General features: G+C 49.6%; 17 protein-coding genes. 7 read left to right on the plus strand and 10 right to left on the minus strand.

Going from position 1 to position 26,039, the window contains the following annotated elements; all coding sequences use genetic code 11:
* Window positions 1-234: 234 nt before the first annotated feature.
* The 3 genes from NDA01_RS14205 to NDA01_RS14215 all read left to right on the plus strand — a co-directional run bounded on the left by NDA01_RS14205 (window position 235) and on the right by NDA01_RS14215 (window position 5,282).
* Entirely contained in the window at window positions 235-819 is a 585-nt protein-coding gene (locus NDA01_RS14205) for a hypothetical protein (RefSeq protein ID WP_348228444.1), read from the plus strand.
* Between the two features lie 283 nt (window positions 820-1,102).
* Window positions 1,103-4,711, plus strand: coding sequence for a methionine synthase (metH, locus tag NDA01_RS14210; protein WP_348228445.1), 3,609 nt, complete (start codon window positions 1,103-1,105; stop codon window positions 4,709-4,711).
* A 112-nt stretch (window positions 4,712-4,823) separates the two neighbouring features.
* The gene (locus NDA01_RS14215; RefSeq protein WP_348228446.1) at window positions 4,824-5,282 is read left to right on the plus strand and encodes a YbhB/YbcL family Raf kinase inhibitor-like protein; all 459 of its coding nucleotides are present in this window, start codon (window positions 4,824-4,826) and stop codon (window positions 5,280-5,282) included.
* Between the two features lie 10 nt (window positions 5,283-5,292).
* On the opposite strand, the gene NDA01_RS14220 is transcribed toward NDA01_RS14215, so the two are convergent.
* From NDA01_RS14220 to NDA01_RS14245, 6 genes are all read right to left on the minus strand, one after another.
* Entirely contained in the window at window positions 5,293-7,158 is a 1,866-nt protein-coding gene (locus NDA01_RS14220) for a DUF3685 domain-containing protein (RefSeq protein ID WP_348228447.1), read from the minus strand.
* A gap of 155 nt (window positions 7,159-7,313) precedes the next feature.
* Entirely contained in the window at window positions 7,314-9,485 is a 2,172-nt protein-coding gene (locus NDA01_RS14225) for a coiled-coil domain-containing protein (protein WP_348228448.1), read from the minus strand.
* A gap of 802 nt (window positions 9,486-10,287) precedes the next feature.
* The gene (locus NDA01_RS14230) at window positions 10,288-10,749 is read right to left on the minus strand and encodes a Fur family transcriptional regulator (RefSeq protein WP_190431861.1); all 462 of its coding nucleotides are present in this window, start codon (window positions 10,747-10,749) and stop codon (window positions 10,288-10,290) included.
* Window positions 10,750-11,000: 251 nt separating this feature from the next.
* A complete protein-coding gene (locus NDA01_RS14235; RefSeq protein ID WP_348228449.1) occupies window positions 11,001-11,810 on the minus strand; it encodes a hypothetical protein in 810 nt (269 codons plus the stop codon).
* A 185-nt stretch (window positions 11,811-11,995) separates the two neighbouring features.
* Window positions 11,996-17,347 (minus strand): nSTAND1 domain-containing NTPase, encoded by a 5,352-nt coding sequence (locus NDA01_RS14240; RefSeq protein ID WP_348228450.1) that lies wholly within the window; start codon window positions 17,345-17,347, stop codon window positions 11,996-11,998.
* A gap of 850 nt (window positions 17,348-18,197) precedes the next feature.
* Window positions 18,198-18,803 (minus strand): hypothetical protein, encoded by a 606-nt coding sequence (locus tag NDA01_RS14245; RefSeq protein ID WP_348228451.1) that lies wholly within the window; start codon window positions 18,801-18,803, stop codon window positions 18,198-18,200.
* Window positions 18,804-19,464: 661 nt separating this feature from the next.
* Here NDA01_RS14245 and NDA01_RS14250 point away from each other — a divergent pair.
* Complete coding sequence (locus NDA01_RS14250) at window positions 19,465-20,370, plus strand: alpha/beta fold hydrolase (protein WP_190554497.1); 906 nt, start codon at window positions 19,465-19,467, stop codon at window positions 20,368-20,370.
* Here NDA01_RS14250 and NDA01_RS14255 read toward each other — a convergent pair whose 3' ends face one another.
* Complete coding sequence (locus NDA01_RS14255) at window positions 20,371-20,901, minus strand: DUF4330 domain-containing protein (protein WP_190431853.1); 531 nt, start codon at window positions 20,899-20,901, stop codon at window positions 20,371-20,373.
* 384 nt (window positions 20,902-21,285) lie between these two features.
* Between NDA01_RS14255 and NDA01_RS14260 the strand changes: the two genes are divergently transcribed.
* Window positions 21,286-22,158: a M48 family metallopeptidase gene (locus NDA01_RS14260; protein ID WP_190431851.1), complete on the plus strand. Its 873-nt coding sequence runs from the start codon at window positions 21,286-21,288 to the stop codon at window positions 22,156-22,158.
* A gap of 56 nt (window positions 22,159-22,214) precedes the next feature.
* Here the strand turns inward: NDA01_RS14260 and NDA01_RS14265 are convergent, their stop codons facing one another.
* From NDA01_RS14265 to NDA01_RS14275, 3 genes are all read right to left on the minus strand, one after another.
* On the minus strand, window positions 22,215-22,973 hold the full coding sequence (locus NDA01_RS14265) for a metallophosphoesterase family protein (protein WP_190431849.1): 759 nt from the start codon (window positions 22,971-22,973) through the stop codon (window positions 22,215-22,217).
* A 185-nt stretch (window positions 22,974-23,158) separates the two neighbouring features.
* Window positions 23,159-23,872, minus strand: coding sequence for a DUF1995 family protein (locus tag NDA01_RS14270; protein ID WP_348228452.1), 714 nt, complete (start codon window positions 23,870-23,872; stop codon window positions 23,159-23,161).
* Between the two features lie 53 nt (window positions 23,873-23,925).
* The gene (locus tag NDA01_RS14275) at window positions 23,926-25,095 is read right to left on the minus strand and encodes a cysteine desulfurase family protein (protein WP_348228453.1); all 1,170 of its coding nucleotides are present in this window, start codon (window positions 25,093-25,095) and stop codon (window positions 23,926-23,928) included.
* A 260-nt stretch (window positions 25,096-25,355) separates the two neighbouring features.
* Between NDA01_RS14275 and NDA01_RS14280 the strand changes: the two genes are divergently transcribed.
* Together NDA01_RS14280 and NDA01_RS14285 are read left to right on the plus strand one after the other, a co-directional pair.
* The gene (locus tag NDA01_RS14280; RefSeq protein WP_348228454.1) at window positions 25,356-25,625 is read left to right on the plus strand and encodes a ChaB family protein; all 270 of its coding nucleotides are present in this window, start codon (window positions 25,356-25,358) and stop codon (window positions 25,623-25,625) included.
* 169 nt (window positions 25,626-25,794) lie between these two features.
* The gene (locus NDA01_RS14285) at window positions 25,795-26,004 is read left to right on the plus strand and encodes a hypothetical protein (RefSeq protein WP_348228455.1); all 210 of its coding nucleotides are present in this window, start codon (window positions 25,795-25,797) and stop codon (window positions 26,002-26,004) included.
* The last annotated feature ends 35 nt before the right edge of the window (window positions 26,005-26,039 follow it).

Below are 26,039 nucleotides of genomic sequence, written 5' to 3' on the forward strand. Positions count from 1 at the left end.
TCATTTACTTAATGGTACTCAATGATGTGCGACAAGCGTACTAAAGCTCTTATTCTTGCTGGATCTGTATTCTCAATATCAACTACTTTGGGCCAAGTAGTTTCTATCGAATCTTGGCTAATAAAGGGATTAGTTGGAATACCTAATCTACTGATATGGTTTTACGTTTTATACTGCTATCTCACATTCAAACCACCAAAACCAACAAGAAGCCATATAAGAAAAATTCAGTCAATGATGAGGCAAGATAAGGAGCTAAGGTTTAGAACTATTTCAGATAAAGAGACATTAAAACGTTTATGGAGGCTTGATCAACAAGCCTATGGGGACTACAACATTGATATTGAAGTTTTTATGGAATGGTGGACACAATACCCACCCGGAATTCTACTCATGACACGTGGATCAAAAATCTTGGGCTCGATAGGAATATGGCCGCTTACTGAAGAGTGCTTTGAAGAAATCAAGGAATTTCGGAAGAAAGAAAAAAATATTCGTGCTCATGATATCTTTTCGCAAGCCGAGGCCTTCAAATGTAAAACCTGGTATATATCTGGAATAATGCTGAATACGCCTGAACAGAATTTTCATTTATTAATTGCCCAAGCTTTGCATAATTGGGCACAAATAGTTTCTAGTACAGGTTTGTTTAAATTTCTAGCTCTTGCTTATACTCGTGAAGATCAAGATTTATTAGAGCTGCTTGATTTCCAAGAACACTGTTCCAACCCACCGAAAGGTTTTCTTCCGACTTACTACCGAAGTGTTGAAGATAAAACCGATATCGATGAATTGATAAAAAGTTTAAAGAACTGCTGAATATAACTAACGTCTTACGGCTGCTTCAGCGACGGGGGAAACGCAGCATATACACCCCTATACCCCTTTAGGCAGTGCGTTTATTCTAGAGTTATGTGGCTAGATACAGCGAGCTATAACTAACAAAATTTAGCTAGATGTGCTTACTGTCTTCACGTAGCAATTGAGATTGAAGAATGCGATCGCACCCCTCAATTTATAAAAAGTCCCCAGATACCGAGCAGGATTGGTAATCTAGAGCTTACTGGATCATGATTATTTAAGAACTTCGCTCAGTATCGCTATGACTAGCCCCTTCCTCGCGCGTCTTCACAGTCCCGCTCGCCCTGTTCTTGTGTTTGATGGGGCAATGGGTACCTCGCTGCAAACCCAGAACCTAACTGCTGAAGACTTTGGTGGCCCGCAGTACGAAGGGTGTAACGAGTATCTAATCCATACCAAGCCAGAAGCCGTCGCCAAGGTGCATCGCGACTTCCTAATTGCAGGAGCCGATGTGATTGAAACTGATACGTTTGGCGCTAGCTCGTTCGTGTTGGCCGAGTACGACTTGGCAGACAAGGCTTATTACCTCAACAAAGCTGCGGCTGAGCTGGCGAAAGGGGTGGCGGCTGAGTTTTCTACCCCCGAAAAACCCCGATTCGTGGCGGGTTCAATGGGACCAGGCACCAAGCTACCAACGCTGGGCAACATCGACTACGATACCCTCAAAGCTGCGTTTGCTGAGCAAGCCGAAGGGTTGTTTGATGGTGGGGTGGATTTGTTCATTATCGAAACTTGCCAAGATGTGCTGCAAATTAAGGCAGCGCTGAATGCGGTAGAGTCGGTGTTCCAGAAGAAGGGCGATCGCCGCGCGTTGATGGTATCGGTGACGATGGAAGTCCAGGGCACGATGCTGGTTGGTTCTGATATTAGTGCCGTATTGTCGATCCTGGAGCCATACCCGATCGATATTCTGGGCCTCAACTGCGCCACTGGCCCTGATCGCATGGCCGAACACATCAAGTATTTGTGCGAATATTCACCGTTTGTGGTCTCCTGTATCCCCAACGCAGGTCTGCCCGAAAACATTGGTGGTCATGCTCACTACAAGCTAACCCCGATGGAACTGCGGATGTCGCTGCTGCGGTTTATCGAAGATTGGGGTGTGCAAGTAATTGGTGGTTGTTGCGGGACTCGGCCTGACCATATTCAGCAGTTGGCCGAGGTCGCCCAAACCCTCACGCCTAAGACTCGCGAGGTGCGGCCTTCCACTGAGGCTACGGGTCGGGCACCGATCCATTACGTGCCTTCAGCGTCCTCGATTTACAGCGCTCAACCCTACGAGCAAGACAATTCTTTCTTGATTGTCGGAGAACGCCTCAACGCCAGCGGTTCTAAAAAGTGCCGCGACTTGCTCAATGCCGAAGATTGGGACGGGTTGGTGTCGCTAGCCAAAGCTCAGGTGCGGGAAGGTGCTCATATCCTCGATGTCAACGTCGATTATGTGGGACGCGACGGCGTGCGGGATATGCGGGAACTGGTGTCGCGCCTCGTAACCAACGTGACGCTGCCGCTGATGCTCGACTCTACTGAGTGGGAAAAAATGGAGGCAGGGCTGAAAGTTGCGGGCGGAAAGTGCTTGCTAAACTCCACTAACTACGAAGACGGTGAAGATCGATTCTACAAAGTGCTAGAGCTAGCGAAAGAATATGGGGCTGGTGTGGTTGTCGGCACCATCGATGAAGAGGGGATGGCCCGCACCGCTGAGAGGAAATTCGCGATCGCCCAACGCGCCTACCGAGCCGCTGTGGAATACGGCATCCCCGCTCACGAAATCTTTTTTGACCCGCTAGCGCTACCGATCTCGACCGGGATTGAGGAAGACCGCGCCAACGGCAAAGCCACGATTGAAGCGATTCGCCGGATTCGGGCTGAGTTGCCTGGTTGTCACATGATCCTCGGTGTCTCCAACGTCTCCTTTGGCCTCAATCCTGCAGCTCGCGTTGTGCTGAACTCCATGTTCTTGCATGAGGCGATGGAGGCAGGGATGGATGCGGCGATCGTCAGCCCCAACAAGATTTTGCCGTTGGCGAAGATCGAGCCAGAACACCAAGAAGTCTGTCGCAAGCTGATTTACGATGAGCGGCAATTTGAGGGAGATGTCTGTGTTTATGATCCGCTCGGCGAACTCACTACCCTGTTTGAAGGCAAGACTACCAAACGCGATCGCTCGGAAGATGACAAGCTCCCTGTTGAAGAACGCCTGAAGCGGCACATCATCGACGGTGAGCGGATTGGATTAGAAGAACAACTCACCAAAGCTCTAGAGAAGTATCCTCCCTTAGAAATCGTCAACACCTTCTTGCTCGACGGCATGAAAGTCGTAGGGGAACTATTTGGCTCAGGGCAAATGCAACTTCCTTTCGTGTTGCAATCAGCAGAAACTATGAAAGCCGCCGTTGCCCATTTAGAACCATTCATGGAAAAGGAGGAATCCGGGCAGGCCAAGGGAACGGTGGTGATTGCCACGGTAAAAGGAGATGTGCATGACATCGGCAAAAACCTAGTAGATATTATCCTCACCAACAACGGCTACAAAGTTGTCAACATCGGTATTAAGCAGCCTGTAGACAACATCATTGAAGCTTACGAGAAACACCAAGCAGACTGTATTGCCATGAGCGGTCTGCTGGTGAAGTCTACTGCGTTCATGAAAGAGAACTTGGAGATATTTAACGAGCGAGGAATTACAGTACCCGTGATTCTTGGTGGTGCAGCTCTAACACCCAAATTCGTTAACGAAGATTGCCGTCGTGCTTACAAAGGCCAGGTAATCTACGGCAAAGATGCCTTCTCCGATCTGCACTTCATGGACAAACTCATGCCTGCTAAGACTGCGGGTGAATGGGACGATCGCGTGGGATTTTTAGGTGAGGGGAGAGAAGAGAAAAGAGAGGAGCCGGAACAAGAATTTAGCTCTCAAGGAGATAACGCGATCGCCAGTAATGAATCCGGATCACTCCTCACCCCTGACTCCTCACCCCTCACCGAAAACACCCAGCGCTCAGAAGCGATCGCCATTGATATTCCTCGACCCATCCCTCCTTTCTGGGGTACACAAGTTTTGCAGTCCGAGGATATCCCTGTGGAGGAGCTATTTGGATATCTCGATCTGCAAGCATTGATCGCGGGACAGTGGCAGTTCCGTAAGCCCAGAGAGCAATCGCGGGAAGAGTATGATGCCTTCTTGCAAGAGAAGGTATATCCAGTTCTGGAGCAGTGGAAACAGAAGATTGTTGAGGAGAAGCTGTTACATCCTCAAGCGATCTACGGATATTTCCCTTGTCAGGCAGAAGGAAATTCTCTTTATCTCTATAATCCTGCTGTAGCCACGAATGGTTCATCTTTGGGAGATCCGATCGCGACCTTTAAGTTCCCGCGTCAGCGATCGCTCCGTCGCTTCTGTATTGCTGACTTTTTTGCTCCCAAGGAGTCAGGCCAGGTCGATGTGTTCCCGATGCAAGCGGTAACAATGGGCGAGATTGCCACGGAATATGCCAAAAAGCTGTTTGATGCCCACAACTACACCGACTACCTCTACTTCCACGGGTTAGCGGTGCAGATGGCGGAAGCTCTGGCCGAGTGGCTTCATGCCCGGATTCGTCGTGAACTGGGCTTTGGCAATGAAGACCCCGAAAACATCCGGGATATCTTGGCGCAGCGCTATCGCGGTTCTCGGTACAGCTTCGGCTACCCCGCCTGCCCCAACATGCAGGACCAATACAAATTGCTGGACTTGTTAGGCAGCGATCGCATCCACTTACACATGGACGAAAGCGAACAACTCTACCCAGAGCAATCCACCACGGCCATGATTGCCTATCACCCAGAAGCAAAATACTTTAGTGCTTAAACTCAGCGTCTAGGTCGGCACCAGCAAACGCGATCGCTAAGCTTTTTATCTTCTATCAGCCGCTTTAGCGATCGCGACTTATCATCCAGGAAAAAGGCACTGGGTGAAAACCATGAAACTTGAAAGCTCTGCGTTTGAAGCTGACAGTTTAATTCCATCTCAGTACACCTGTGATGGGGCCAATATTTCGCCACCTTTAAGTTGGGACGCACCCCCAGCCGAAACGGAAAGCTTGGCGCTGATTGTAGATGACCCAGATGCCCCGGTCGGCATTTTTGTACATTGGGTGGTTTACGACTTGCCGCCGGAAACGCTCCACCTACCTGAAGGCATCGCTCCCCAAGCCACGCTCCTTAAAGGTGGCACCCACGGTAAAAATGACTTCGGAAATCTAGGGTACGGTGGTCCTTGTCCTCCCAATGGCACCCACCACTATGTCTTCAAGCTCTACGCACTCGATCGCGCCTTATCTTTGCAATCAGGTGCGACCAAAGCGCAATTGGAAGCAGCAATGAACGGACATATCTTAGCGGCAGCAGAATTAGTGGCTCGCTACGCTAAACGCCGCTGAAATCCTAAAGTTACTGTTTAGGACGCTCACCGTTTTTACCAATCTTGGTGTCTTGCCAAGCACTGCCAATCCCCTGTAAAATGCCGCGCCCGATTAAGCCAATGCCTCGCCCCAGCACTTCAGTTAAGACATAAACGAAACCACTGCCCAAAAACGCGATCGCTGAGCGAAACCGAGGTGCGATCGCATCCCTAGTTTCTAATACCAAAGTAACGGCGAGTTGCAGACCCGCTAATTCTCTCAGTTCTTGGTTGCGAGGAGAATAAATTGAGGTTTTGGCGATGCCTCGACTATCTAAAACCAATAATTCATATTGACTTTCAAAAATCGCTTTGGGCTCACCCACATAACGTTCAAGCCGATATTTCCAAGACAAACTATTTCTAAATCGCTCAATTTCACGAGTAGAGATCAGACGGCGATCGTAAAAAGTTTGCTTAATCACTTCCACATCAGCAAAGTGATTAAGTAGAGGTTGGATAACAGCGTTGGCCACTTGCAGCAGTAAGTTTTGCAATAAACATTCTGCTCGCTCGATCGCCTCTGGGGTATGAGCAGCATAAGGTACATTGTCTACAACGAGGGGGATTTGAAATAAGAGGTAAGCAAACAGATCCCAGCTAAGGGGAGTTTTATTGAGAATTTCGCTCTCTACAGTTGGGGTATCTTGCAGCAAAACTTTCACGACTTCTAAGTTCATCGCTCCCAACTGCAACGTGTAGTATTTACCAAAAAAATCTGTGGTAGTTGCGACCCACAAATCTCGAATCACAGCAGGTTGTTTTTCCGACAACTGAGCAGGTTGGACTTGTGCAAATCGCAACTCATCCAGCGTTTCTTCTAACTTACGCAAAATAATATAGAGTAATTCTCGCTTTTTTTCTTCGCGCAGAATATCGATTTCTAGAGGGGTGTTGGTGAGATTCTGCAGGGGAGATTGCAGCTTACTCACTGTCCGGTCAAATAAGCGAGATTGCAAAGGCCGCCCTGCTAGCTCTGGCGTAGTTATAGGGACGCTAGCCGCCAGTTCTGAGCCTATAGATGTGCGCAAGCTAGACTCTGAAGCTGGGATGCGGCGATCGCTCTCTTCCCATGCACTCTCTTCCCAGCCGCTTTCTTCCCATCGACTGATGTCTGAAAGGGTGGACGAGCGATCGCGCAGTGCTTCTGCATCAGGCTCAGGCGGAGCTAACAATTGATTCACCACCCAGCGAGCTGCCCGCAGTTCTCGCCACCGACCCGCCAACACAGCGCGATCGAGGACTGGCAACCCTGGTTGTCGTAGTTGAGCCGTAATCGCTGCCAAAGCAGCATCAATTTGCTGTAAGCCTGAGAGTCGTTGCTTTTGCCACAAAGCAAGCAATGGGTGGCGCTGGGAGACGGCAAGGGGGCGATCGCTGACTGGCAAAGCTGCACCTAGCTGAGTCGATGGAGCGATCGTCGCAGGAGCGTTTGCAGGCCAATAACTTTGCCCTGTAGCCACCTGCCGAATGGCTGTCAATAGCTCTGCAGCTCTGGTGCCTTTGGCGCAATATCCCTCCGCTCCTGCTTGACGGGCAGCCGCGATCGCCTCTGGAAGTGGGGATGCACTCAAGAGCAAAATCGGAATTTGGGGATATTGCCGCTTCAGTAACTGACACAGTTGTAGCCCCGCTTCCTGATCCCGGCTTGTCCAGGTTGAAACTGCCCTGCCCAAATCTAAATTCAGAATGATCAGCGTTGCGGGAGAAGCTGCCAAAATCTGTAGCACAGTGGCTTCTGTCTCGGCTTCCCCAATGACTTGTAAGTCAGGAAACTGCTCCAGCCAAGTTCGCAATCCTAGCCGGAACACCAAGTCATCATCAATTAATAGCAGCTTTACTAGCGGTTCTGTCATTGCGCTTCGAATGCCCAATGTTCCATAACTGGCAATCAAGTTTCCCTGAGCCTAGCAATGATTCAGGTTGCTAACTGCTTCAGCTTGCAGCTCAGGTTGAATCCAAGATTGACGCTAGCATACTTAAGCCTTCTAATTCGCTTAATCACCTAGCTTCATTCACTAGGCTCTGAGTCCGTTGGCGGTTCTGGCTCTCCTGAATCCGTTGGTTCTGCTGCACCTGAGGGATCAAAATCAGGCTCAGAGTCATCGGTCGCTGGAGCTTCTGCGGGCGTTTCTGCAGGGGTTTCTGCGGGGGCGGCTTGCTGGTCTTGGGCAGCTTGTCGAGCTTCGGCTTCACGGGCCGCTAAAATTGCATCCCGCTCGGCAGACCAATTCGCGATCGCGCCTTGAGCTTCTCCATAGAGTGCTCGACCATAACTAATTTGGGCTGCCACATTAATGGCTTGACTCAAGTTCCCTTGGCTCGCCAAACTATATGCTTCGTTTAGAATAGGGCGATCTTCTGCAATTTGAATTTGTGCCGCCCAATCATAAATTGCGTCCTGAGCCTCCTGATACAAAGCCCGACCTGAGCGAATTTGTCCTGCCACTTCAATCGCTTTGCCTAAGTTACCTTGATTTGCCAAGGTCCGCGCTTGGTCTAAGAGTGGTTGGTCTTCGACTACCTGAATCTGGCGCTTCCAAGTCGCGATCGCGGTTTGGGCGTCAATCCGGAGAGCCCGACCTTGAGCAACTTGACTAGCCGCCGCGATCGCCTGCCGTAAGCTGCTCACCGTCCCTACCTTAGCTAACTGTTGAGCCTGGGCTAGATAAGGCCGATCTTCCACCCGCTGAATTTCTTTTTGCCAGTGAGCAATCCAGGTCTGCGCTTGCAGTCGCTGAGGACGACCTGGCACAACCAACTTCGCTTGGTCAATCGCTAAGCGTAAAGCCGGAACTTGTCCCAAGTTGGCTAAGGTATGAGCAAATTGCAAATTGACTAAGTCTTGGCGCTGCATTTCCCAACGCTCTCTCTGGGCTTGCGCCGTTTTATATAAGGGTCGGCCTGGCTCGATTTGGCGTAAGACTTCTAACGCTGTGACTAAGCTCCAAAGCTGCTCATGTAAAGGTTTGCCTGGAACTTTGCCGAGCGCCGCCGCTTGGTAAGCCCGACTTAAGCGAATTAGGTCTTGAGCTTCAGCCAGGACCGAAACTCCAGCGGGCACTTTCTCAGCGATCGCGATCGCCGACTCCCACTGTTGTTGTTTCAGTTGAGCCGCCGCTAATTTCAGTAAATCCTTGCTCCAGGTGACTTTTTTCGTCTCTGCAATTGTCTTGGCATGAGTTTTAGGCGTGATCTTTGGCAATAAAGCGATCGCCGCTGCTAAATCTTCTGGCGTATTGGCTTGGGCCAAGTTCTCAGCCCGTTGCAATTGCTGCCACGCCAACCGCTCTACCGCAATTTGCTGCCGGAGGGCTGTCACCCGTTGCCGCCAATGCTCGTTGGTTAGCCCTGCCAATGCTTGAGATTGCTTCCAAGCTTCTTGCCATTTCTGAGCTTTGATCGCGGCTTGGGCTTGGCCATAGATCTTTTCACCTTGATTCCAATCTTGCTGCCAAGCGGAGATCTCTGCTTGTGCGTCCTGATAGAGAGGACTACTGGGTGGAATTTTTTGGGCGATCTCTACAGCAGCTTCTAACTGATTCTGCCCAATCTTTTGATTGGCAATCGCCAACAGCCCCCGCGACCACTCAGCTAAAGAACTTTGAGCACTGCTATACAAGGGGTGCTCAGTAGACCAATGCTTCACCAACTCCACGCTGGCAATCAGTTGCTTGAGTTCACCGGACTGAGCTGCTTGTTGAGCACAGTACAGCCGTTCTGCATCAGCGGCTAAAGGCGAAATTTGCTGGCAGTTGGGCGGCGGTGGCAGCATGGTCAGCCAAACCAACGCCATTGCTCCGGTACCACCACAGACCAGCACCACGCTCAGCCAAACTAGTGACCAGCTCCAGCCACGCTTACGGCGCGGTTCTAGCACTGGTGAATCTGTAGGTATAGCCTCTGGTCCTTGGGGATCAGCTAGATTAGCGGCTGGCTGAACTACCTCATCCTTGGCTACCTTTCGGGTGCCATTGGGTCTATCGGCAAAAGCAGCCGACTGAGCGATCGCTTCCTGTTCAGCATTGTTTGAGACTGTGCCATTCCCTAGCTCCTCAGTCGGCTCAGTCAAAATTTCTGCCAACTCAGTTTTTGGCGGTGGGTTAGATTGCCGCCCCAGTTGCCAAGGTCGAAACTGGTTCCCAGCATGAATACGAAATCGGTAGAATTGTCTTCTCGCCATAATTGCGGCTGTTGCGATTACCTAGAGAAACCCATATGGCACCCATCGACCTCTCCCAAAATTTAAGGGAGTTGTGTCTGTCAGAGAGACTTGCAGCCCTACTCACAGGTACAGCTTAGTTAGCCCGACCGAAATTGGAGAGTTAACGTTTGCAAAGCAAGCATTAACGATTGCTAGAGGTGCAATTGGTGCCTGGGGCGAGGATAGAGTGCTGGTGGGGAGCGAAGAATGACGTCAAGACTGGCCTAATCCAATACCCTAGTTGTATAGCAGGTATCCGGATCATTGCAGTCAAAACTCTAACAAGCCATAGAAATATTACGATACACGAACTTTAGCGCTTTCCTGCCCTGAAGGTGAGCGAGCTGTAGGAAGGTCATCCAACAGGCTTTATCAACTCTAACTTTAAGCACTGCAAACTCACAGTGACCAAAATCGAATCATTAATTTATCTATAGCCATCCGAGTAAGGTTGTGAGAGGCGTACTGATGACTCAACAGTGGCTAAGACAAGCTTAGCTAGGACGATCCAGCTTCCTGCGGTCGTAGGGTCACAGTTGCGGCTGAGCGATCGCTAACTACCCTGTTGTAACCTACTGAACTGAATGCCTGAGCGATCCCCAAATAGAACAAGCTTTTTCCAGTTCAAAAATTTTCTACCGCAGCCACTCAATAATTTGGCCATCGCATATCTACATGCAAATAGAGCCAAACCTACCAAAGTTTAATGACTCATCCAGTGATGAAACGACCTGGATGGGACAAAGGGCTGAATTGCAGCCCTTCTAAAAGACTACTAGGCTTACGACGCTTGCGTTGCTGCCACTTCAGCGCCCCGGTAGCCAAAAAAGTCAATCCGATAATCGGTGATTTTGACTCCGACTTGCGCTTCAATCTGCCGAATAATGTCTTCCGGCAATTCGATATGAATATCTAAAATCTGGTTCGTGTCAAGGCAATTTACATGGCTGTGAGAGTCGCTGATATTGCCGTAGAGACGACCGTCCGATCGCTCAATACATTCAATAATGCCTTGCGCGGAGAGGGCTTCTAGATTTTGGTACACCGAGGTATGTCCGATCGCCTTACCCTGACGATTCAGGCGGTCATAAATTTCTCTAGCTGACAAGTGCTCATGAGCTTGCCACAGCAACTCCAAAATGAAGCGACGCTGACGACTCAGACGCATCCCCAAAACCTGGCAACGGTTTAAGGCATCGTCTAGGGAGCGGATGGGTTTCGAGACTGTCACTTCATTTTGCATACTTAATGCCCTTAACCTATCTGATGCTCACTCAGCTATCCCTCGTTGAGCTTACTCACGACCTCAAGTACTCAATGTGCAATCGCTGTCAAGAGGCGGAGTAATTCTATTCGAATCTAGCACCCCAAATCAAAATTGGCGATCGCGATCGTCAAATCTGTGAGCCAAGGGATGGGTGAATAGCCAGTACTGAGATTGGCTTACTATTTTCCTTCTCTATTATAAGTTAAATCTGAGCTAACACAAACTCACTACAACTTTACTTTAGTCAGGGGTACTGTAGCCACAGGCCGCCGCACTCGCGTTGCTGTATACTTCACCACTGGCGCAGAAGCCGGAGGCAGTTGAGCTTGGGTGATTCGATGGGCCTTTTCTAAAGATTGTAGACTTTGAAGCACAGCGTTACGAACTACGGGTTCTGACTCTTGGCTCAGCAGCAACCGAAGATAATCCACCACTGAGCGCCGCTGACCACGATCGGCAGTTGGGACAGTCACGGCTTGAGTGAGCTGATGGACGGCAATCAGGCGCTTTAAGGCATCTGCATGGGTTAAATCGCGCACGAGTTGATCAAAACGGGCGGTCGGCTGTTCATCCTGATGCTCCAAAAGATGCCCAATGAATAGGACCAGGACAGCTAATGTGCCAAAACCCTGAAGGATAGCTCCTGTAGCGCTCCAAAAGCTCTCAGTCTCACTCCAAATTACCAGGGAAATATAGGTGCTAAGGGCTGCGATCGCTCCACTGACCACTGCTAGGCCAAAGCGCTGCTTAGTTCCTCTTAAGTGGCGGCGCAAGTCTGCCCAAGGAATCTGCCAGGTTCCTGTCTGCAATGAATGAGTCAGCAACAAAATCAGAACACCGATCCCTAGAGCAAACAGTAGCTTCCAGTGCCAAATTAGCAGCACTGCCATGACTGCCATGCCCCAGAACCAAGTTCTAGACCCTTGATCTCCAGAACTTAGCCAGAACAGTTGCTTCAATGCTGCAACTGGAAACTCTGGCAGAGATGCCTGCACTTCGTTGATGAGTTGCCGCCGCCGAGATGAAGCCTGTGCCACGTTCCCTACCTATCTACCCGCCATACGCAAAATTGAAGCATGAAGTTTGATCAATCCACGATTGAGGCATTCAAACTTCAAATTAAATCAAAAATTCAGATCTATTGTGATCCTAATTTTTACTACTAGGATACTCAATTTGCTACTGGAATGCCCGAGCCTTAATAGTAAGTGAAACACCTAATTTAATTTGTAGGTTGCTGAACTGCGATCGCCTCCATTACAGAGGACTCCTTAGCATCTTGAGCCTCGGCCCCTTGAGTGGGTAGCGCTGGGCAATCATTAGGTGCAAGGCGCAGGTAGCGGATGCATTCTTCGGTCGTCAATTGTCGTAAGGTGCGATCGCGAGCCAACTTGAGCAGAACCTCCCAAGTGGCAGCCCAAAGACGCACTTTGCCATCGTCACCCAGAGTAGCGATGTATTGACCATCGGGGCTAAAGAAAGCTCGCCGTACCCGATTCGATGCATTACTAGGACTAGAAGGCCGCAATTGCGCTTGTTCGGTGCCTGTTTGAGCATCCCAGAGACGAGCTGTACCATCTGCGCTAGCCGTCACCAGCGATCGCCCATTTGGACTAAACTCAGCATCTAACACAGGCCCCCGATGACCAGCCAAGACCACCCGCAAACCCCCGGTCGTTGGGTCAAATACTCTAGCGGCACCATCCCAGCTTGCGGTTACTACAAGTTGACTGTCTGGGCTAAAAAAGGCGCTACTCACGACATCCTGATGCGCTAGTAAGCGGACTAACTTCCCGGATGCCACATCCCAAATCCGAGCGGTTCGATCCCAACTGGCTGTGATCACCTGCTGATTGTTGGGGCTAAAGTGCGCCTGCTCGATTGTGGCATGATGACCATGCAAACTCTGTAATAGTTGCCCTGAAGCTACATGCCAAAGCCGCACTGTCAAGTCGTCCCCTAGCCCTAGTAGTTTCTGGCCATCCGGGCTAAAACTCAGTTGGCGGACAACAACCGGCGTAGCGATCGCGGGCTTGGTCAGCGCTTTCGCCTTAACGTCGCGTATATTTTGCAATCGTCGCAACAATTTCGGCTTCTGCTCATTCTGTAGTTGCAAAATCTCCATCGAGCCATCAGTCTTAGCGATTGCTAGCGTTGCACCATCTGGGCTAAGAGCAACACCACTGAGATTGCCACTGGATGAGCGGCTTAACATAGCCTCAGCCGACTGTAGATCTACCTCAGTTGTTTGTTGAGTGATTGACACCCCAAACCGCCCACCAGCCTTTGATTGAGAAAAATTCTCCGTGACTGGGTTGCCGGAGAGATGCCAAGCTTGCAGATTGCCAGCGGTAGTAGCAGTCACCATGCGGCTCAGTAGATTGGAAGCGACCGATTCGGGACTGGAAGCCATACTATCCGAGGGAGACGAGGAATTAGCTGAAAAAGCCGCCTTTGTGAAGCGAGAATTTAAGCGTGAAGGCAGGGATAGTAGTACTTCCAACCCCTTTGGGGCTACTTGAGCTGTCAAAGCGCTGTTCTTGAGCGATCGCGACCCAGTAGGTTGCAAAAATGTAGCCCATTGAATCGGTGCTTTTGCCATAGCCAAGGTTGGGAGTTCACCACCGGGTTGCGTGGCCCACAAGCGCACCACGCTATCATCACTCGCAGTCGCAATATAAGCACCGTCAGGGCTAAACTGAGCCGCCTCGATCGCGCCTTGATGCCCCCGTAACACACTGACTTCGCGTCCGGTATAGACCTCCCATAGGTGAGCAGTGTAGGCAGTGCTGCGATCGCCAACCTGATTGCGGGTAGTCGTGAGGATGTAATCTCCATCAGGACTAAAGGCAATGGGTTCTGGTCCTGCGTAGCGAATCATGGTAGGTACATCTCTGGGAGCACTCAGTTGCGTCCACAATTGTCCAGAGCGCAGATTCCACAGTCGGACTCGCTGGCTGGGATCAGCCGTAGCAATCAACTTCTCGTCTGGACTGAAAATCACCTGAATGATGGGAGCCGACTTAGTTTGATGGGGCAATTTGGAGCGGTGATATAGCAAGCGATCGCTTTGACCTGTAGCACCCGAAGTCGAGTTAACCAAAGGGTTTCCTAGCGATGGATTTTCGTGATCTAAGCTTCGTGCAATTTCACCTGCATGAGAAAAAAGTTGTTGAAGTTGTCCAGTTTGGGCATTCCACAGGCGAGCTTGACCATCATCACAGGCAGTGGCAATCCATTGACCACTGCGACTAAAGGTAGCTTGGTTCACCGATCCTGGATGCTGTAGCACCTGCTGAATCCGCCCAGTTGCAACTTGCCAGATTCGAGCTTTACCATCGGTACTGGCCGTCAAGAGCGATCGCCCATTCAGACTAAACTGGATGCTGTTAATCGGGCCTTGATGGCTTGCTTGGGCTTGTAGTTGCCCAGTTTTTAGTTGCCAAATTCGCACCGTGTGATCAGCGCTCGCTGCCGCAAACCATTGCCCTTGAGGGCTAAAGGCAATTTGGACTGCTTCTCCCGTAAAGCCCGCTAGCTGAAAAACCGGAGCCCCAGACTCAACAGCCCAAATCTTGACTTGTCGAGTTCCCTTAGCGATCGCTGCTAATTGTTTGCCATCTGGACTAAAAGCGAGCGCTGTAATCGCTGACGGGGGAGAAGCTGGTGCAGCTTCAGTCTGCTTAGCTTGTTTGGAACGAGCAGGAGTTGGGGCATCCCATTGCAGCACTCGTTCGGTGGTTTGAGATTGCAAGGACCAAATGCGAATTGTTCCGTCTGCGCCTGCCGTGGCAAGTCGGTTTTGGCTAGGGCTAAAGGCAACTTGATGCACAGCACCTTGATGGCCTCTTAGTTCAACCTGCAATTGCAGTTTTTGCAAAGCTGCTCTTAAGCTTGCTTCCGCCTCATAGGTGGGTTTTCCTGCTTCCGCAGCTAAGCGGCTAATCAGCAGTGCCGTAGTCGGATCTCCGCCTGATTCTTGCAAAACAGTTTGGGCGATCGCGGCTCGCTGCCGCGATGTTGCCACCTGGATTTGGTAGTCTTTCTCCGCTTGATTACTCACAGCAGTGCGGTATTGGTTAAACGAAACCGTTAACGCTACCAACAATGCACAGGGAACGGCAATTTGCAGCACCCTGGACTCCTTGTGGGCCTTGCGGCTCTCCTCTTGGCTGACTGCTACATACTGCTGAGCCAAAGCTGAAAGCTCATCTGGATAATTCTGTAAAAAGTCTTCCGCATCAACTAAACGACCGCCTCGAAGGAGATATTCTGCTTCTAGAGGTTGTTCAGCACGTTGCCATTCTCGTGTTGCCTGTTCAATGCGTCGCTGTCGCCGCAGCATTTCGCGGTTTTCGTCGAGCCAGCTCCGCAACAAAGACCAATTACGAATCAACGCCTCGTGAGCCACATCGACCGTCTCATAATAGAGAGCGGGGAGCAAGCTACCGGGTGATGACCAAGCGTTAGCTGAGGTCAAATCCAGATCCAAAGGTAAATTCGTTCTCCCAGTTCCTAAGCCATAGGATGACTTGATAGAACTAGCCGACGTGCTTGAGTTCCAAGTCCAAACCGAACCAGACAAGTCTTGATTCGCTTGGGCAAAGTGTAGAGCAGTCGAGATAGGTGGCTGAAGCGTCGTTACGGGTGTGTCAGTTTCATCAGCGCGAGAGCTACTAGCAGGGACTTGATTCGTCACGACCAGCTTGGCAACTACTAACTTCTCTAAAACCTTTTCCACTAAAGCAGCTGGAAAGCGGCGACTGACCAATTCTGCTTTTAGAATGCGGCGGCGGGTATCTTCTGTGCCTTCTCCCAATTGCGTCAGAGCCAGAAAAATCCGCTGAGCTACCCGCTGCTCTTCCGAAGCCAAACTGTAGAAGATTTCTGTCGCTCGCTTTTGTAAGGTGCCTCGCACGCCCCCTAACTCGGTGTAGGCGTTCAGGGTCAAGCGAGGTGGCTCTCCGTTTTCGCTTTCCTGCCGCCGCTCCCAAAGTTCTAGCAGCGTATATTGAAGCAGCGGCAACTCCCCCGGCGCGCCTACCACATCCAACAACATGGTGTAAATCAAGTTAGGTTCGCAAACTAGCCCTACTCTCTGGGCTGGACGCACAATCGTAGCCTTGATTTGCTCGTAGGTCAGTGGTGTGACGGTCACTAAATTTTGTTCAATCTTTTGAGCGAGTTGGTTGTAGAGCGAGCATTTGCCAAAAAAGTCGGCCCTTAAGCCGATCACAATGCTGAGGTAGTGGCCCGCTTCCTGTAATGCCCCGACTAGACAGTTGAAAAATCGGTAACGTTCTTGTTCGGATTGCTGTCCCTGACAGAGGGTAAAGACTTCCTCAAATTGGTCAATCACCAGCACTAAGCGCGATCCCGCAGTGCTCTGCCCATCTGTGGTCTTTTGACTGGCGATCGCACTTGCTTGAGCTAATTGAGCTAAACCAGAACCACCATCTTTGAGAAATGCTTCAGCGCGGCGCAACTGTTCGGCCCGCTCTAGGCCTGTCGCTTGCGGATCGATAAATGCGTGAGCCAGGCTACGGAGCGGATGATCCCCAGGGGTAATCAGCTTAATTTGCCAGCGATCGCTACCTGAAAACTTATTGCCCTTGCGGAGTTCATGAATTAAGCCCGCTCGTAGCAAAGATGATTTACCACTACCTGATGCCCCCACTACGGCGACAAACTTGCCATGCCGTAGCTTGTCAATCAGTTGATCGGTTAAATCTTCCCGACCAAAGAAATACTCTGCATGGGATTCATCAAAAAATTCCAGTCCTCGGTAGGGGCAGATTGTCTGAGATTTGACACTCAGCACAGTTGAGGGGGGCTGGGTGCAACGAGTCAGAATAATTTCGCTGCCAGAGTTTTCAAACAGCGGCTGTTGAACTTCTGTTTTTAGCGCACTACTTACCCAATGAGTTAGCGAATAATTGGTAACAACCCCGTTTTCATTGCTTTTAGGATCAAGGCCATTTAGAACAGCTTGTGTAAATACACTGTAGGCACTATCTAACGACTCATAGGCTGTTTCATATTCTCTCGAAGCTGCCATAAACAAGCGATCGGTACCCGCATGGGCACCGGGATCAGCTTCCAGCATATTGAACAGTTCACCACTGTGACAGCAGTCTAACCAAATGATGCGCTGGCGCACGGGGCTTTCTTGAAGTAGTCGCCGCAGCCAAAAGAGAGACAAACCGTAGAATCCTACGTCTGGCTTGGAGTCACTTAGAGCTAAGTAACCTTCCTGAATCCCTGCATCTTTTTGTAGTCCATGTCCAGAAAAGTAGAACAGCGCCGTATGGGGGATATTGTTTCCTTTGGGCTTAAAGAGCCGAATCAAGGCTGCTTCTAGCTCTCGCAGGGTTACTTGAGTTTTGAGACCCACTCTGGTCTGTACTGTACCAGCCGCATTATCAGTCGCCACGATCTCTGGTAAGCGGGTAACTCGGAATTCACCATAGGTTTGCAATTGTTGAGCGATCGCCTCAGCATCTCGGGCTGGAGCATTAAGGCTGGGCAAGGATTGATACGCATTAATTCCAACAACTAAGGCATCCCGTGACATGATCTACTATTCCTGGCAACACCTTGATACAAAGGTAAGAAACTGGCTTAACTCTCCCAACTTAATGGAAAGTTTCTTACCAAAATTGAAATATAAATTCGCAGGAAATCTGTAAATTTAATGTCGAGTTTTTAACTACTAAAACAAACTAAAAGCAACTAAAATTCAGTTGAATTTTTTGCAAGCTTGCGCATTGCTGACTGAATAGAGAGAATGAAATGTTGTTTTTCCAACAGGGCTTACAGTTAAAAAACCAACACTACCAACTAGTCAAAACTGAAGAGTTCTCTAGTTAAGATTTCCAGTTTTTCATTCATCTTAAAACTAGCTTGAGACGTTTATTAAATTTCAATACTGTCAAAATATCGGAATATACAGTTCTTGTAAAAGGGGGTGATAACCCCTAGTTCAGACTACTTGAAGTTAAGAAGGAAGCCTGACTCAAAAAAGCTGGCAGCCAAAAATGAGAGAGCACAATCCTCTGAAATCGCTAATTTCTTACAGTTTGAATTGTGCCTAGAAAAGATAGGTAGTTTTGGTTATTAGAGTGAAACTACGGAGGCAAACTGGTGGCTTCGTGGAGAGAAAAACCTCACCCAAAAACGGCTCCCGTAGAAATACTGAAAATAGAAACTGTAGCGATCGCAGTCTATCAAGCTGAGACCAGAGAGTTTTTCCTGCGTAGTCTTTAGTCAAGGATCTGAATCACACAGAATGTGAATTGAAATCACAAAGTTAAAGTTAAAACCGTTATCAATTGAATAAGATGTCTGTCAGTTCTTTTACAAAACTTAAATTTTTTCTGATGTTCGTTGGTGCTATTTCGGATAACTACGCCTTTCGTTACCATTCAGCGGCTAAAACTAATGTCATCTAAAGTCAGGTGACTGCCGAATGTAGAGAAAACAACCCGATAAATATTACTAGCAGTCAAAAATAGTTCAGCGTTTGCCGGAAGACTAGAGTTAGAATTCGCTAAATTACCTTCTGTTAGTTCCGCCACAGCAATCAGTTGATCATTGTGGTCGTAGGCTGACAAGACCGTGCAGCGAGGACTCGTGACAAACCCACTTACAGAAGATACCGGATGGAGAAATTTAGCTTCTATCAGACCAGTCTTGGGCGCTCCCATTAAAACAGTGGTGCCAGAGCGGGGAGGAAAGGCGGGATTGGAAGGCCATAGGGCGATCGCGTTGTCAAAAATCACTCCCTGATGCTGAAATTGGTGGTTGACCACTTCAAAGCAAGCTAAATTTCCCAAATCAAGCTGTACCTGCCAGGGGCGAGCCACTGCCAAACTTGATTCGGACCAAGGCTGAATCGGCAGGGACGCTGCCACGGGGGGGCGATCCAGCAACTCCGACACCAAGGGCGTCGCCTCTAGATCAGAATTAAACCGTTGGTAATTTCTACCAGAATTACTTTTTTCAGTTCGAAGACTCAATGATTCTGCCATAACACCTCTTGGCTTGCCTGATGTATCGGACGATGCGATGCATGCTACACAAGTCAAAACAAGACCTGCCTCAAGCTGCCACTCCGATTAAGAGCGAGAAGACGAAGTTCACGGGACGATAGCAGACGCACTGGTATCAAGTTCCCAAAAAATACTTATTTCGACGTCACTCGACTGGGTAAACCTTGAGAGATACTTAGAAGACTTTTTCAGGTTCTTGGGAAATCCGCCCCTAAAGCAGCTCCTAGCCTACTCAAGTTCCAGTGATATTAGGATGGCTCAGCTTACATTTACAGTTTCTGGTAGCTGGACCCTAACTCGAATTCTTACAATGCACCCTATTTGATTTTTGCGTTCAGACCAATCAACTTATTCAGTCTTCTGAAAACGCCACACACCCTGATCTGAAACTTAGAAGCACCCTTATTAAGAAATGTAACGCAACCTTCTCAGAAAAGCGAGAAATTCAAGGAGTAAAGGACGTTTACGCCTTTTAATTTCTCTCATCTTTAACCAATCTGCTGTTTCCCAAAGTACGTTTCTACTATTTCGCTGGTTCGTAGCAGTCTGAGCCGAGATTTGCTCAAATATAAACAAACTTTGTCGGAACTTGACAAAATCTTCATATTTACATCATCTCTAAGACGAGGTTAATTGAGTTATGTTTCTACCCCCTGGCTTTCGCCAACAATCCATTCTGACCAAGCTAGGCCGTATGGTTTACTACACTGCGGCAGCAAAACCTTGGGTCACTGCCGCGGCAGAACTATCTAGCGATCGCGACACCTTAGTATTCCTGCATGGTTTCGGCGGTGGTTCTTCCGCCTATGAGTGGTCCAAAGTCTATCCAGCCTTTGCCAGCGACTACCAAATTTTGGCTCCAGACCTGATTGGCTGGGGTCGTTCAGAGCATCCAGCCCGAAACTACCGAATTGAGGACTATCTCAGCACCATCACTGAGTTTTTGGAGCAAACTTGTTCTGGCCCTACGACTGTCATTGCTTCGTCACTCACGGCAGCTTTTACGATTCGGGTAGCGATCGCTCGCCCAGAACTATTCAAGTCGCTGATTCTAACAACCCCTGCGGGGCTTTCCGATTTTGGCGAAGACTATACCCGCAGCTTTTTTGCCCAACTGGTCACCACTCCCATCATCGATCGCTTAATTTACAACGCTGGAGTTGCTACTAGTGGGGGGATTCGCAGCTTTCTGGAGCAACGCCAATTTGCTCGCCCAGAGCGAGTTTACCCAGAAATTGTCGCAGCCTACTTAGAATCCGCAGGCCAAGCGAACGCTGAATATGCAGCACTGGCTTTCGTGCGCGGCGACTTATGTTTCGATCTATCCCAATACATCACCCAACTGACTGTGCCCACCGCAATTATTTGGGGTCGCCAGTCACAATTTACCGGACCAGAAATTGGTCGGCGCTTAGCAGACTTGAATCCTCAAGCCATTCGGGTGTTCCAGCAGTTAGATGAGGTGGGATTAACGCCACAACTAGAGCTACCCGCCGTTACGGTGGGGTTAATTCGGCAATTTCTTCAGAATCCTGACCTTAAATAGCTACTTGTCATTCAGTCTGATGTCAACCACACTGGCATTGAAGTCGTACAAAGTACCTTGTAGCTGCACAACACTGCCAATCTTGATCTTGCTATTTCCCAAAACAGGACCATCCTTGTTAACTTGGGCTCTACCACCAACCGTAATCAGCAAATCGGTGCTGTAAGACAGCTCTGAGCGAGGGTCCGGGATCACTTTAACAGAGCCGTCCGGTTGGGTAATCAGAACATTGCGAGGTAGCACTTGAACCGACTTGAGATCCACCTCACCGTATGGCTGATTGCGGATCACAAGGCTGGTCTTCTTGGCACTTTGAAAGTCTTGGATAAATCTTTGGGGATTGCTGACACTCAAGCCCTTGGCAATTAAGTCAACCTCGATTGGTTTGGTTGCGTTGTTGATCTGAGCCACCGTTCCTGTCCCAGGTACCAAAAAGACGCCAATGATCACCAGCAAGATCACGAGGGCGGCTCCCACGTCGAGAATGCTAACTTTGCCGAATAGACGACCTTGAGAGTCCAAAATAGCCATACAAGCTTACCTTGCTGATATCTTAAGAAACGAATAAAAGAAATGATTGGGAATTGGCTCTGACAATCCCTCAGAAAGCTGCCGCAACTCTGGTCAGATTACCATAACTTGCACGCCAAAGATTTAGACGGCTGGCAGTGTTAAGTGCACTGGGCAAGGTGCAATTTTTAGGGAACAACGGGCAACTGTTTCAACCGTTCCCTGTAACTCTCGCAATGAAATTTGTTGCTTTCGCTGTGGCAACTTTGAGTCTGGGCTGTACGTCTAGAATCATCTATGAGGACAGATGAGGTTCTAGCACTTACAAACCTCTCAGACTAGGTCCGCCACTTCTAGTTCCCTTAAAGTTCAGCTTTTTTGCGTTCTCCTCGCACATCAGTGATCATGCTTAACCGCTTTTCTACTTTGTCTCGCCGTTCCGTCCGCCGTTGGCTCTATCCTTTTATCTCTTTGGCGATCGCCATTGGACTGGTAGTAGGGTCTCCCAGCCCTAGCCCAGCTTTACCTTGGGCTGATTTGATCTTCCGGGGAGTACAAATTATTCAACTCTCGAAAGTATCTGATCGCGAAGAAGTAGCGATCGGTCGTCAAATCAATCAGCAACTTATAAACAGTGAGTTTCGGCTATACCGTAACCGCTCCATCAATGAGTATGTTGATCAAATTGGTCAGCAACTGGCGGCTAAAAGCGATCGCCCCCGGATCCCCTATACATTTCAAGTGGTAGAAGATAACCGTGTCAACGCCTTTGCCACAGCAGGTGGTTACGTCTATGTCACCACAGGTTTGATGAAAATTGCCGATAATGAAGCTCAACTGGCGAGCGTCTTAGGCCATGAAACGGGTCATGTGGAAGGCCGTCATCTCTTGCAGCAAATGCGCCAAACGGCGATCGCCCGTGGTGTGGCTACAGCAGCAGGGCTCGATCGCAGTACCTTAGCGGGGATCGGTGTAGAACTGGCCCTCAGACGCCCCAATAGTCGCCAGGATGAATTTGAGGCTGACGAAAGAGGCCTACGAATTTTAAGCAGGGCAGGTTATGCTCCATCAGCAATGGTTGCTTTTATGGAGAAGCTGCTTAAAGGCGGCTCACTTCCTACATTCCTGAGCACTCACCCTAACACCAAAGACCGCATCGAGGCGCTCAAGCGCAGTATCAACTCCACCAGCACTAGTGGCAGCAATACTAACCCTGGAAATGGCTTAGATAGTGCGGCATACAAAGCCAAGATTCAGCCTTTGCTAAGTCGTTCTTGAATTTGTCTCCCCTTCCCTAGCAAGGAAGGGGCTAGGGTTGCGTCTCAACGCAATGCCTAAGAACGAAGCATTTGGTGGCGAGCAATAATTTGGGAAGGCTCCACTTGGGCGATCGCTTCATCTAAAGGTAAGGTTCGGACTTCTTGGTGCCAAACATTGACCTGATAAACCCGACGATTGGTAATATCTACTCCGGTAAGCCAGCCGCTCTTTTGGTGATAGGCTCCCGTATCAATATCCAGCCATCCCTTGCCTTGAGCCACTTCCCCAGGAGACACCCCTGGCAACGTAAAGGTGATCGTATGTCCCGTCACAATCAATTTGTTTGGGAAATAAGGCTTGGCAATGCTGTGAAATTCTTCTCGAATCCAGCAAAATTCATGAGAGCTTTGGTCTTCAATGGGCATCTCTGGATGCACGCCCGCATGCACCAACCAAACATCTCCCAAGTCCATATACATTGGTAGCGTCTTGATCCATTCCAAGTGCTCGGCCAGCAAGTCCATATTCTTATAGCTGGCTACCGTCGCTTGGCCACCGCTATACAGCCAAGCTTGCAAGCCTGGGCCAAAAGCTCGGCCCTTGGGAAAGGCATCAATCATCAGTTGCTCATGATTTCCGAGCAAGCAATGAAAGTTACTTTTCTGAACAAAGTCAACTACTTGGGCGCTGCGAGGGCCTCGGTCAATCAGGTCGCCCAGGAAATAAACTTGGTCGTCCCCATCAGGAGCGATCGCCTCCAGCAAAATCATCAAGCCATCATAATGACCATGCACATCCCCGATGAAAATGCGACGGCGGGTAGATTCGCTCATCCGGTCCTCTCATGCAAAAACTTGAGCAAGGCTTCAGAGCTAGCCTAAATAGCTGCAACTTGCAATAAATTGAGATTGCAAAAGAGGAGCTATGGGAAGCACTGAACTCTTCTTATAGTATGCCCTGACTCACCTTGGCGATCGCACCGTAATTGTATCCAATGGTACCTCTCCTAAAGCCAGCGTTACTGGGTTAAGGCTCTGAGAAAACGCTGAAGTTCTGTCATAAAGCCTGTTTTAGGAGCTGGGGTAGGATCTTCAGGATTTCCAGTAGATTGGGCTAAAATTCGGTCGATTTCGTCACCAGCGGGCTTGGTGTCAACTTCGGCAATTAGTTTGTAGTCGTCCTCTAATTCTAGCCAAACCTGCCAAGGGCCGGGATAGCAACGCAGCAAGGCTCCATTTTCGAGAGGGCGGAGATAATAACAAACCTCGAAAGTGCTAAGGAACCGAGTGCGTAGCTGCCGCCCCGCATAGCCTAAGCCAACGGTGGCAATGTCTTCCAGAACCGGATTTAAGAGAATAAAGGGGCGTTCTCCGGCTTCATCAGCCATTTTTTGCACCTCAGCCACTTCTACTGAAGTCGGGGCAACCATGAGAAAGGCTTGGTCTTCTGGTAGCATCTTGCCTTTCAGCTCACCAATCCCTCGAATCTCAAAAGGTTTCTCTCCCCAGTCCCGCCGCGCCAGAGCCGCCGCACCAGCATCAGGAAAAAAAACTTTGAAGTTGGCTCCCACATCTTCAAAAATACTCAAAAACTGCTCAGCGATCGGCATAGGTTTGAGTTCGGGGAAATTGAGTTCCACCTGGATCCGGCAAACACCAGCTTCTAGGGCTGCCTGGGTTGCAGTTTTGGCTTGCTCGATCGCGTCTTCAAGGTTTTTGGGAAGTTCAGCCATTGTTCAGTCAGGTTCTTGAGGGCTTATGGGTGCCGAGGAAGATCACTAGCCTGCTATGAGCGGCTCCCTACTAATTGTACGGGCATGAGTCGCTCTAGAACCTGCTGGAATACGGTGGCTGTCCAATCAATATCTGCGATTGTAGTATCTCGGCCTAAGGTGAAGCGAATGCCGCCTTTCGCCAAGCGATCGCTATATCCCATTGCCAGCAAAATCGGACTGGGAGTTGTTTTGCCACTATGACAGGCAGAACCTGCACTAATCGCAATCCCCGCCAGATTCATTTGGCGCACCAAGGTTTTGCCATTTAGGGTTTCGCTATCGGTAGCCTGGAGACAAACGCTGACATGGTGCGGTAAGCGGTTCCAGCGATCGCCCGTGACAGTTACGCCTGGAATCGCTAGTAATTGATCAAACAAGCGATCGCGCAGCCGAATTAAGCGGGGCGTTTCGGTGGCTAGTTCCGCGATCGCCAGTTCTGCCGCTATGCCAAACCCTGCGATCGCAGGTACGGCCTGAGTCCCAGAACGCAGCTTAAACTCTTGCCCACCACCACCGATCAGCGGCACCAACGCCACTCCAGGTCGCACATACAAAGCCCCAGATCCTTGCGGTCCATACAACTTGTGGCTAGACAACGAGAGCAAATCTACCGGAAGCTGCTGCACATCTAGCTGCAAACGGCCTGCGACCTGCACGGCATCAGTATGAAACAATGCGCCATGATTACGAGCAATTTCACCGAGCACCTGGATGGGCTGCAAGGTACCAATTTCGCTCTGCCCGTAGATCACTGAAACTAAAACCGTATTACTTTGCAAGGCATGGCGTAAATCCTGAGGATTCACCCGCCCCTGAGCATCCACAGGTAAGCGAGTTACTTCCCATCCCCACTGCTCCAACAAGCGCACAGGCTCTGCGATCGCCGAGTGCTCCACGCTAGAAATAATCACATGTTGAGGTGTGGTGTACTGCCGCGCTACTCCCAAAATCGCCAAGTTATCCGATTCGGTGCCACCGGACGTAAACGCGATCGCTTCAGGTGGAGCGTTGAGCAAGCTAGCCACCTGAATGCGAGCCCGTTCTACCAACGTTGCGGCCCGACTGCCCCACTCATGCAAGCTGGAAGGATTACCCCACTGCGCCGCCAAAGCCTGCTGCATGGCAGCGATCGCTTCGGCACGAGGGGGAGTTGTCGCACTGTAATCCAGATAGATTTGCATGAGTAGTCGCGTTCTAAAGCTTTAAATCAAGGCGTTGCTTTCTTCCAGCATACCTTTCAATCCCAAACGTACCGATTCAGTCAAGATGTCCCGCTTTTGGTTTAGGATTGGGAGCCCTTTGAAGCAATTAATTGTATCCCTAACGACAGAAAGAATTAAAGTTAGCTGCCTCTTGGGGTAGAACGAACCAGCGTATCTAATTCGCTTCTAGGCTGAGGAACTTCCAACTATTGCTGCATAGGATGATCGCAAGTCTCAGTATGAAAACGGAGCTTATTAAGCAAATGGCACCAGAACAACAGCAAGAGCAAAACCTACCTCAAGAAGCTCAGCAACTCCCCGAATCAGCCCAAAAGATCTTCCAAGCTGCAATGCGAAGTGCTCAGTCTGATGGTCTGTCTCAAGAGGGAGCGATGAATGTCGCTTGGACCACAGTCAAGCATGATTACGTTCAAGGCAGCGACGGTAAGTGGCAGCGCAAGCCCGAGGACGAACACAGATACAAGTCAACGGTCGTCAGCGGTAACTAAAAAGTGTGGCAATTGCGGCTCTGGAGTGACTACAAAAAGCGTAGTTAAACTCATCCCAGCTTACCTTAACCCCTCACAAAAAGTGTTGGGGTTATTTTTGATTCTTGTCTGAGACTAAGACGATTGATTTCGAGACATTACCACTCAAGTTGCAGGTGGAGCCGAGATAATGGAAACCGACGCGATCCTAGAAATCCGTGTACAGAATTTGCTCCTGAAACTGGAAGACATGGAGCGGAGGCAAGACTCTACCGTCAAAGCAATTTTTCAGCTTTACGAAGCAGTGCGCTGGCTGAACGCAGGCAATCACGAACGAGTCGCCAGCGAGCTGGAAGACGCCATTATGACGTTACAGGAAGCCGCGAAGAAACCTCATTAGCGGCTAATGGTAATGATGCTATGGGCTAGGGCAAC

Origin of the sequence: Trichocoleus desertorum AS-A10, from assembly GCF_039962155.1 — a bacterium.
Taxonomy (GTDB): Bacteria; Cyanobacteriota; Cyanobacteriia; order FACHB-46; family FACHB-46; genus Trichocoleus.